Genomic DNA, 9,185 nt, shown 5'->3' with positions numbered 1-9,185 from the left:
GGCGTCCTGGAACATACGCTGGACGCCATGCGCGCCAAGGCGCCGCAGGCGACCGGATGGCGAGCCTGGGTCGGCCCTGGCATCGGCCCGCAGCACTTCGAAGTGGGGCAGGACGTGCTGGACGCCTTCACGGCGGACGACCCGGCCACGGCGCGCTTTTTCGCGCCACGTGCCGGCGCCGCCGGCAAGTGGCTGGCCGACCTCGCCGGATTGGCGGATTTCCGGCTGCGGCGCGCCGGGGTACAAGAGGTGTCCCTCAGCGGCGAATGCACGGTGACGCGCAGGGACCGGTACTTTTCCTACCGCCGCGACGGGGTGACGGGACGCATGGCAATGCTGGCCTGGTTGCACCCGGTTTGACGCCGCGCAAAGGCCGGGCCCGGGCTTGCGTTTTACCGTAGTAAGCCTCCTTGTATACCCGCATTGACAGTCCTGGACCCGGAATGCAACATCAATCGCGAAGTCTCGATAACAAGGTGTCGAAGTGAATGCCAATCTCTCCGCAGGTCCCATTCCGGTGAGCGTGGCACCGGAAGTCCTGGCTGACATCCAGGCAGAGTTCGCGCGCGAATGGCAACGCCTTTGCGACGATGCCCAGCGCGGCACGCTGGCGCTGCCGTCCGATCGCCGGTTCTCGGGCGATGCCTGGGCGGCGAACGCGTCGCATCTGTTGCTGGCGCATACCTATCTGCTGTCCGCCCGCGCCATGCAGCGCATGGTCGATGCCGCGCAGGTCAGCGAGCCCATGCGCGACCGCCTTCGATTCTCCATCATGCAATGGGTCGACGCGCTGTCACCCAGCAACTTCCTGGCATTGAATCCCGACGCGCAGCAATCCATCGTCGAAAGCGCGGGACGCGCGTTGAACGAAGGCCTTGCAAACCTGTTGGGCGACGTCCAGAAAGGCCGCATCACACAGACCGACGAGTCCCAATTCGAGATCGGCCGTAACGTGGCCACCACCCCCGGCGACGTGGTGTTCGAGAACAAGCTGTTCCAGCTCATCCAGTACGCGCCGTCGACCGGCACTGTGCACGAACGGCCACTGGTCATCGTGCCGCCGAACATCAACAAGTTCTACATCCTGGATCTGCAGCCCGAGAACTCGTTCGTGCGTCACGCGGTCGGGGAGGGCTACACGGTCTTCCTGATTTCCTGGCGCAATCCGGTGGCGGCCGATACCGACGGCGTGGACCGCGCCACCTGGTCCGACTACCTTGACGACGCGGTGCTGCAGGCGCTGCGTGTGGCCAGCGACATCACGAAGCAGCCGCAGGTCAATGCGCTGGGCTTCTGCGTGGGCGGCACGATGCTGGGCGCGGCGCTGGCGCTGGCCGAAGCGCGCGGCGAGCATCCCGTGGCCGCGCTGACGCTGCTCACCTCGATGCTCGATTTTCACGACACCGGCGTCCTGAACGTCTTTGTCGACGAAACCCACGCGCTCATGCGCGACCATCAACTGGGCAACGGCGGCCTGATGGCGGGCCGTGATCTCGCCACCACCTTCTCGTTCCTGCGCCCTAATGAGCTGGTCTGGAACTACGTGGTCGGCAATTACCTGAAGGGTCAAAAGCCGCCGGCCTTCGACCTGTTGTTCTGGAACGGCGACAGCACGAACCTGCCGGGGCCTTTCTTTTCCTGGTATTTCCGCAATACCTACCTTGAGAACAACCTCAAGGTGCCGGGCCGCGCGCAGGCCGCCGGCCTGCCGCTGGACCTGACGCGGTTGCGCATGCCGGTCTACATCTTCGGTTCGCGCGAAGACCACATCGTGCCGTGGGTCTCCGCCTACGCGTCCACGCAGGTGCTGCGCGGACCCCAGCGTTTCGTGCTGGGCGCATCCGGCCACATTGCGGGCGTCGTGAATCCGCCCGCCAAGAAGCGCCGCAGCTACTGGGTGGCCGATGCGCTGGAACAGGAAAGCCAACCGCTTCCCGGCGACCCCAACACGTGGTTTTCGCAGGCCGTGGAGCAACCTGGAAGCTGGTGGCCGGACTGGTCGGGCTGGCTGGCCGAGCATTCGGGCAAACAGGTCAAAGCAAGGACAAAGGCAGGCAATGCCAAGTACCGGCCGATCGAGCCGGCCCCTGGCAGATATGTAAAGGTCCGGGCGGCCTGATACCGCGTATCGCGGTCCGATCCCCCGGGCAGGAAGATGTTTAATCAACGAGGCGTCCGTCGCACACAGGAGGAAGTCCAATGAGCGGAAAACTGGCTTACGTAACAGGCGGGATGGGCGGGATCGGCACCTCTATTTGCCAGCGCTTGGCCAAGGATGGCTTTCGCGTCGTGGCAGGTTGCGGCCCCAGCCGCAATTACCAGCAATGGCTGGATGAGCAAGCCGCGCAGGGTTTCACGTTCTACGCGTCGGTGGGCAACGTGTCCGATTGGGAATCCACCGTTGCCGCTTTCGAAAAGGTCACGGCTGACCTGGGCCCGGTGGACGTGCTGGTCAACAACGCGGGCATCACCCGCGACGGGCTGTTCCGCAAGATGACGGCCGACGATTGGCGCGCGGTCATCGACACGAACTTGAACAGCCTGTTCAACGTGACCAAGCAGGTCATCGACGGCATGGTCGAGCGCCAGTGGGGGCGCATCATCAACATCAGTTCGGTCAATGGCCAGAAGGGTCAGTTCGGCCAGACCAACTACTCCACGGCAAAGGCCGGCATCCACGGTTTCACGATGGCGCTGGCTCAGGAAGTGGCCAGCAAGGGCGTGACCGTCAACACGATCTCGCCGGGATACATCGGCACCGACATGGTCCGCGCCATCCGGCCGGACGTGCTGGAAAAAATCGTCGCCACGATTCCGGTGCGCCGCCTTGGCACGCCCGAGGAAATCGCGTCCATGACGTCGTGGCTGGCGTCGGATGAATCCGGCTTTTCGACCGGCGCGGACTTCTCGCTGAACGGCGGCCTGCACATGGGTTGACGTGACGTGGGCCGCCCCGCGGCGGCCCACTGGCGCTGTACGGCTTCGGGCAGAGGGCCGTACAGCATTACACTCACATTATTCGAAGCCTAAAGAGATCGCCCGATCCGGGGACAACCATGACGCAAGCACAAACCGGCGCCAGCCTGCGCCTGATTAAAAAATACCCCAACCGTCGCTTATACGACACCCGGACCAGCACCTACATCACCCTGGCAGATGTCAAGCAACTGGTCCTGGCGAACGAGGAATTCCAGGTTGTCGACGCCAAGAGCGGCGAAGACCTGACACGCAGCATCCTCCTGCAGATCATTCTTGAAGAGGAGAGCGGTGGCATGCCGATGTTCTCCTCGAACATGCTGTCGCAGATCATCCGTTTCTACGGCCACGCCATGCAAGGCATCATGGGCTCGTACCTGGAAAAGAACATCCAGGCCTTTATGGAGATCCAGCAGCGCATGGCCGAGCAGTCCAAGGGCCTGTACGGCAGCCAGTTCGGGCCGGAAGCCTGGACGCAATTCATGAATGTGCAGACGCCGATGCTGCAGAACATGATGAACAACTACATCGACCAGAGCAAAAACCTGTTCGTGCAGATGCAGGACCAGATGCAGGATCAGACGCGCGCGATGTTCTCGACCTTCCCGTTCACGCCGGGCAGCACCCCGGGCGCGGGCCGCAAGTAAACACCGCGGGACGCCGGGCCTGACTGGTCCGCGTCAATGCAAAAAAGCCGTCTTGGCGAATGCCAAGGCGGCTTTTTGCTGATTGAGCCAACGCAATGATCCGGCACTTTTAGTGCGGCCAGGTTCAGGGTTGTGTCAGCAAAATCCACTAAATTAATGAAAACGGTTCTTGTTTGTGTTTTGAGAGCCGCTATTTTCATTTGTGTCTCAAGGATTATGCACATGATCAAGAAAGCCTTGGCGCTGGCCATTGTCGCGTTGAGCGTGTCCGCCGCCCATGCGGCCGAATACCCCATCGGCAAGCCTGTCGAAAAGGGCGGCATGGAAATTGGCGCGGTGTACCTGCAGCCGATCGAAATGGACCCGCCCGGCATGATGCGTCCGGCCAAGGATTCCGACGTGCACCTGGAGGCCGACATCCACGCCACGGCCGGCAACAAGACCGGTTTTCCTGAAGGCGAGTGGGTGCCGTATCTGGTCGTGAATTACGAGATCCAGAAGGTCGGCAGCCAGAACGTGCAGAAGGGCACGTTCATGCCGATGCTCGCCAACGATGGCCCGCACTATGGCGAAAACGTGAAGCTCGAGGGCCCGGGCAAATACAAGCTCAAGTACACCATCCTGCCGCCGACGGCGAACAAGATGAGCCACTTCGGCCGTCACGTCGACAAGGAAACGGGCGTGGGCGAATGGTTCGAGCCGTTCGACCTGGAGTATGAATTCGTCTACGCCGGCACCGGCAAGAAGGGCGGTTACTGATCGTGCGCCGCCTGCTTCGCGTACTTGCCGCAATGCTCATCGGCCTGGCCGGCGTAGCCGGCATGGCGCCTGCGCAGGCGGACGAACTGCCTACGTTCACCTTGAGGTTCAAGCCGGACGGCACGTTTGAGCCGGCCACGCTGGAAGTGCCCGCGGGCCGTTTCAAGATTGAACTCATCAACGAGAGCAACGAGCCGGTGGAATTCGAAAGCATTCCGCTGCGCAAGGAAAAAGTCCTGGGACCGGGGGTGAAGTCCTTCGTGGTCATCACCATTTCGCGTCCCGGCGAGTATCCCTTTTTTGACGACTTTCACCAGAGCGTGAAAGGCACCTTGGTCGTCAAGCCCAAGGAATAACGCGGCACCAAAGCATGGAACAGGTACTTTTCATCGTCTGGCGCGAAAGCGTCGAAGCCCTGCTCGTGGTGGGCATTCTGTACACGTGGTTGCGCGCCACGCCGGAAGGCAAGCGCGGACTGCCGTACCTGTGGGGCGGCGTGGCGGCGGGCCTGGCGTTGGCCGTGGCGCTGGCGCTGGTGCTGCTGGGCGTGTCGTCCTGGCTCAGCGATGAAGGCCAGGAATGGTTCCAGGCCATCATGTCGCTAGCCGCCTGCGCGCTGGTGGTGCAGATGGTCGTGTGGATGAAAAAGCACGGTCGCACGCTCAAGGGCGAACTCGAAAGCGGGGCGCGCGCCTCCGTGGCAAGCGACAACTGGTGGGGCCTGCTCGTGCTGGTCGCCATCGCCGTCGCCCGAGAAGGCAGCGAGACGGTCGTGTTCCTGTACGGCACGGTGTCGGCGGGCGAAGGCGGCAGCGACATGCTGATGCTGGCCGTCGCCGGGGTGGCGGGATTCGCGGTGGCGCTGCTGACGTTCTGGCTGCTGCAGCTGGGCGGCAAGCTCATCACGTGGCGCCGCTTTTTCTTCGTGACTGAGATCCTGTTGCTGCTCCTGGCCGGCTCGCTGCTGGTGGGCGGTCTGGATCACCTGATTTCCCTGGATGTCCTGCCGACCATCGTGGATCCGGTCTGGGACAGCTCCTGGCTGCTGAGCGACAGCACGGGCATTGGCAAGGTGCTGGCCGACTTCGCGGGATACCGTGCGCTGCCCGCACTGTCTTCGCTGCTGTTGTGGGTGGCTTACTGGATCATCGTCTGGGCGTTGCTGCGCTGGGCGGGCGGACGGCCCGCGCCCGTGGCCGCAGCCCGGGGAGCATCCTGATTCCGGTGTTTTCTCCGGACTGAATTTCTTAAGGTTTGACCATGGCTGCTGCACTCGGGAGGGCAACCTCCCGCATCGCCGACTTCCTCCGTGACCATGCCCCGCTGTTGCGCAAGCTGCAGTGGGGCATTGTCGCGTTGTACGCGTTCCTTCTCATCGTGCCCGCGCTGCTGCCGTTGCCCGATAACGCGGCATCGGTGTTCAACAATCTGACCGTCGTGGCGCAGTTCGCCTTCTGGGGCGTGTGGTGGCCGTTCGTCCTGATCTCGATGCCGATTCTGGGGCGCGCATGGTGCGGCTGGCTGTGTCCCGAAGGGATGCTGACCGAATGGGCCAGCGAACGTGGCCAGGGCCGTGCCATTCCAAAGTGGATGCGCTGGGGCGGCTGGCCGTTCGTGGCCTTCGCGCTGACGACTATTTACGGTCAGCTGGTCAGCGTCTATCAGTACCCATTGGCGGTGCTGGCCGTCCTGGGCGGGTCCACCGTGGCGGCCATGATCGTCGGCTGGCGCTATGGGCGCAGCAAGCGTGTGTGGTGCAAGTACCTGTGCCCGGTCAATGGCGTGTTCAACCTGCTGGCCAAGCTGGCGCCCTGGCACTTCAAGGTCGACGAGGAAAAGTGGCGCCATCCCGTCATCCGCATCGAGCCCATCAACTGTGCGCCGCTGGTGCCGCTGCGCCACATGAAGGGCGCGGGCGATTGCCACGTCTGTGGACGGTGCAGTGGCTATCGCGGCGCCATTGCACTGACGCCCCGCTCGCCTGAAGAAGAGATCGTGCACGTGGCCGATGGCGATCCGTGGCAGACGGCATTGCTGTGTTTCGGCCTGATGGGCATTGCAATCGGCGCGTTTCTCTGGAGCGCCAGTCCGTGGTTCGTGACGGCCAAGCAATGGGCCGCCACCTGGCTGGTCGAGCACGACATCCTGTGGCCGCTGATGGACAACGCGCCGTGGTTCATCCTGACGCACTACCCGGACGTGAACGACAGCTTCTCGTGGCTGGACGGCGCCGGCATTTTGCTCTTTGTCGTCGGCGCCACGATATGCGTGGGCGGTGCGGCCTTCCTGTCGTTGTGGATCGCCGACCGCATTGCGCCCGCCGCACCGGTGCCGCCGGCGCCCCTCAATTCCCATGCTGCCCATGCGCCCGTCTCGCGCTTGGGGCGGGCTGGCCTGCACAAGCTGGCGCAGGCGCTGATTCCGTCGGCTGGCATTGGCGTGTTCTTAGGGCTGTCCGCCACGACGATCACGCTGCTCAAGCATGAAGGCGTGCAGGCGGCATGGGCGACGCCGGTGCGGTTCACGCTGCTGACCCTGGCGGTGCTGTGGACGCTGCGTCTTTACGCGCGCCTCTTGAATGCGCGTCCGGTCGGCATCGCGCGCAAGGTTGGCGCGGGGCTTGTGCTGGCCGCGGGCCTCGCGCCGTTCTGCATTGCGTGGGTGCTGTTCTTCGCGGTCTGGTAGGCGTTTGACGGGGGCCGCTGCGATACAGTGGGGGCTTATCCGGCGCCGCCGGCATTTTCCTTACTGCTATCCGCCATGGCTTCCTACGCATTTCGCCTACTCAACGTTTTCGCCTCTTCCACATTCAGCGGCAATCAACTCTGTGTGTTTGAAGACGCGCGCGGCATGGATGATGCCACCATGCTCAATCTTGCAGCGCAATTCAATCTGTCCGAGACCACGTTCATCCTGCCTTCGGATCAAGCGGACGCGCGGGTGCGCGTCTTCACGCCGGGTTTTGAAATGAAGTTTGCCGGGCATCCCGCCATCGGCACCGCGCAGGTCGTGCGCGATCTGCGGCGGACCGGCGACGCGTTGGCGCTGGAATTCCAGGCCGGCGTCGTGCCGCTCACTGCCCATGGCGACGCGTGGACCTTCACCGCGCCGTGTCCGGGCGGGGTGCGCACCGCCGCGCCCAAGTTGGATCCCGCCGGCATCGCCGGGCTGGTGGGCCTGGGCGAAAACGACCTGCTGGCCGACCCGATCTGGGTGGACACCGGCGCGGACCAGTTGCTCGTACCGCTTGCCAGCGTGGACGCAGTGCGCCGGGCCAAGCCGGATGCGTCGCTGCTCGGCCGCTGGCAGACCAGCAGCCTCGAACGCAAGTCGCTTTATCTGTTTGCGTTTGACGACGGCAATGTCCAGGCGGGCCGACAGGTTGTCGTGGCCCGCTACTTCTACGCCACGCCGGGCGGTGCGATCAACGAAGATCCCGGCACCGGTTCGGCGTGCGCCAATCTCGGCGGCTGGCTCCTGCACCGCAAGGCCGCGCTGCCGGCCAGCGTGCTGGTGGAGCAGGGCGACCAGACCGGCCGCCCCTGCCGCCTGCAGCTGGATGTCTCGACCGATGGCCGCATCCAGGTGGGCGGGCGCGCGCTGGAAATCGGCCGCGGCGCCGTCACGCTGTAGCAAAACGCGCATCCCAACACGCGCACGTAAAAGCCAAACGTGAAAACGGCGCCTGTTTGCACAGGCGCCGTTTTCAAATCAGGCGTCGACTACATCGATGCCTTGATTACTTGCGGTTCTTGGCCGGATCAACCTTGATGTTGTTCTTGACCTGCTTCACGCCTTCGACGCCACGGGCGACCTTGGCGGCGTGATCCGCTTCGGCAGCGGTGCCCACGGTGCCGGTCAGCGTGGCTTCGCCGTTGTTGGTTTCGACGGCGATTTCCAGGGCGCTCAGCTGCTTGTCGGCAACAAAGGCGGCCTTGACCTTGGTGGTCACGGTGGCGTCGGACGCGTATTCACCCACGGACTGTTTCGGCTTGCCGTCATCGGCGGCAAAAGCCATGGAAGTGAAGACAGCGCCAGTACCCAGTGCGGCGGCGGCGATCAGCTTGCGAATTTCCATAGTAATGCTCCTTTTTCTTGGTGTTCAGCGCGTTCGTGACGCTATGACGATCTACTAAAGCTCAGATGCGGGTTCTATTTCTTGCGGAAGGCGCCGCCCAGAATGGACAGCAGAGCCAGGACCAGAAAGACGAAGAACAGGATCTTGGCAATCCCCGCGGCGCCGGCGGCGATGCCGCCGAACCCCAGGACAGCCGCGATGATCGCGATAACGAAGAAAACTACGGCGTAATGCAACATGTCAGCTTCTCCTGGTGGTTATGGGAATCAGGGATTGCGGTCGAAGAAGTCGCGGACTTCCTTTTGCGCCTCATCCTTGGTCTTGCCGTAGCGCTCCTGGATCAGACCAGCCAGACGCTCGGCGTTGCCTTCGGTGCGGGTCAGTTCGTCGTCGGTGAGTTCACCCCAGGCCGCCTTGGCCTTGCCCGTCAGTTGCTTCCACTTTCCGGCGATGATGTCGTTGTTCATGGTGACCTCTCTGGTTTCATGCGGCGGCAGGTTCATGGCCTATGAAGCTGCCGGGACGCGGTGTGTTGGGAACTGATCAGCTAGGTTCTAAGCTACGAGTCGCCCCCTGGGGCTGTCAAACAACGCTGTGGAGAAATGTAACGGCGCCTCTGCGGAAAAAGCCCTGTGTTTGAGACGAGAAATCGCGTTCCGGGCGCACGGAGGTCGAGTTACATTTGAGCAACCATTTGACCCCTTTTGTGCGCGGCTAGTAACCGA

The 9,185-nt window shown here is 63.1% G+C and carries 12 protein-coding genes; 9 read left to right on the top strand and 3 right to left on the bottom strand.

The annotated features are described in order from the left end of the window. From B3446_RS08645 to B3446_RS08605, 9 genes are all read left to right on the top strand, one after another. Positions 1-360: polyphenol oxidase family protein (locus B3446_RS08645; RefSeq protein WP_291379815.1), on the top strand; the 360-nt coding region annotated here is incomplete at its 5' end. Between the two features lie 124 nt (positions 361-484). Further along, positions 485-2,119, top strand: a complete 1,635-nt coding sequence (locus tag B3446_RS08640; RefSeq protein ID WP_291379813.1) for a PHA/PHB synthase family protein — start codon at positions 485-487, stop codon at positions 2,117-2,119. 80 nt (positions 2,120-2,199) lie between these two features. Further along, complete coding sequence (locus B3446_RS08635; RefSeq protein WP_191576669.1) at positions 2,200-2,937, top strand: 3-ketoacyl-ACP reductase; 738 nt, start codon at positions 2,200-2,202, stop codon at positions 2,935-2,937. Positions 2,938-3,056: 119 nt separating this feature from the next. Continuing rightward, positions 3,057-3,623, top strand: a complete 567-nt coding sequence (gene phaR / locus B3446_RS08630) for a polyhydroxyalkanoate synthesis repressor PhaR (protein WP_056567750.1) — start codon at positions 3,057-3,059, stop codon at positions 3,621-3,623. 222 nt (positions 3,624-3,845) lie between these two features. Further along, complete coding sequence (locus tag B3446_RS08625) at positions 3,846-4,382, top strand: iron transporter (protein WP_291379810.1); 537 nt, start codon at positions 3,846-3,848, stop codon at positions 4,380-4,382. A gap of 32 nt (positions 4,383-4,414) precedes the next feature. After that, the gene (locus tag B3446_RS08620; RefSeq protein WP_056322182.1) at positions 4,415-4,738 is read left to right on the top strand and encodes a cupredoxin domain-containing protein; all 324 of its coding nucleotides are present in this window, start codon (positions 4,415-4,417) and stop codon (positions 4,736-4,738) included. Between the two features lie 14 nt (positions 4,739-4,752). Then, on the top strand, positions 4,753-5,601 hold the full coding sequence (locus B3446_RS08615; RefSeq protein WP_175122866.1) for an FTR1 family iron permease: 849 nt from the start codon (positions 4,753-4,755) through the stop codon (positions 5,599-5,601). Positions 5,602-5,642: 41 nt separating this feature from the next. Continuing rightward, a complete protein-coding gene (locus B3446_RS08610) occupies positions 5,643-7,067 on the top strand; it encodes a 4Fe-4S binding protein (RefSeq protein ID WP_291379807.1) in 1,425 nt (474 codons plus the stop codon). A 75-nt stretch (positions 7,068-7,142) separates the two neighbouring features. Continuing rightward, positions 7,143-8,015, top strand: a complete 873-nt coding sequence (locus tag B3446_RS08605; protein WP_291379805.1) for a PhzF family phenazine biosynthesis protein — start codon at positions 7,143-7,145, stop codon at positions 8,013-8,015. 106 nt (positions 8,016-8,121) lie between these two features. On the opposite strand, the gene B3446_RS08600 is transcribed toward B3446_RS08605, so the two are convergent. The 3 genes from B3446_RS08600 to B3446_RS08590 form a co-directional block, all read right to left on the bottom strand. Continuing rightward, on the bottom strand, positions 8,122-8,460 hold the full coding sequence (locus B3446_RS08600; protein WP_056567736.1) for a BON domain-containing protein: 339 nt from the start codon (positions 8,458-8,460) through the stop codon (positions 8,122-8,124). A gap of 74 nt (positions 8,461-8,534) precedes the next feature. Further along, entirely contained in the window at positions 8,535-8,699 is a 165-nt protein-coding gene (locus B3446_RS08595) for a DUF1328 domain-containing protein (RefSeq protein WP_006389411.1), read from the bottom strand. Positions 8,700-8,726: 27 nt separating this feature from the next. Further along, positions 8,727-8,927 (bottom strand): CsbD family protein, encoded by a 201-nt coding sequence (locus tag B3446_RS08590; RefSeq protein WP_006218180.1) that lies wholly within the window; start codon positions 8,925-8,927, stop codon positions 8,727-8,729. Positions 8,928-9,185 lie beyond the last annotated feature (258 nt).

The sequence above is a fragment of the Achromobacter sp. UBA5777 genome, assembly GCF_002418565.1.
Lineage (GTDB): Bacteria > Pseudomonadota > Gammaproteobacteria > Burkholderiales > Burkholderiaceae_B > Achromobacter > Achromobacter animicus.
This window is presented reverse-complemented; position numbering and strand designations above follow the sequence as displayed.

Excerpts from the sequence above, each read along its gene's own strand:
- B3446_RS08635 (WP_191576669.1), top strand. The coding sequence starts at position 2,200 with ATGAGCGGAAAACTGGCTTACGTAACAGGCGGGATGGGCGGGATCGGC.
- phaR (WP_056567750.1), top strand. The coding sequence starts at position 3,057 with ATGACGCAAGCACAAACCGGCGCCAGCCTGCGCCTGATTAAAAAATAC.
- B3446_RS08625 (WP_291379810.1), top strand. The coding sequence starts at position 3,846 with ATGATCAAGAAAGCCTTGGCGCTGGCCATTGTCGCGTTGAGCGTGTCC.
- B3446_RS08620 (WP_056322182.1), top strand. The coding sequence starts at position 4,415 with ATGCTCATCGGCCTGGCCGGCGTAGCCGGCATGGCGCCTGCGCAGGCG.
- B3446_RS08615 (WP_175122866.1), top strand. The coding sequence starts at position 4,753 with ATGGAACAGGTACTTTTCATCGTCTGGCGCGAAAGCGTCGAAGCCCTG.
- B3446_RS08610 (WP_291379807.1), top strand. The coding sequence starts at position 5,643 with ATGGCTGCTGCACTCGGGAGGGCAACCTCCCGCATCGCCGACTTCCTC.
- B3446_RS08605 (WP_291379805.1), top strand. The coding sequence starts at position 7,143 with ATGGCTTCCTACGCATTTCGCCTACTCAACGTTTTCGCCTCTTCCACA.
- B3446_RS08600 (WP_056567736.1), bottom strand. The coding sequence starts at position 8,460 with ATGGAAATTCGCAAGCTGATCGCCGCCGCCGCACTGGGTACTGGCGCT.
- B3446_RS08595 (WP_006389411.1), bottom strand. The coding sequence starts at position 8,699 with ATGTTGCATTACGCCGTAGTTTTCTTCGTTATCGCGATCATCGCGGCT.
- B3446_RS08590 (WP_006218180.1), bottom strand. The coding sequence starts at position 8,927 with ATGAACAACGACATCATCGCCGGAAAGTGGAAGCAACTGACGGGCAAG.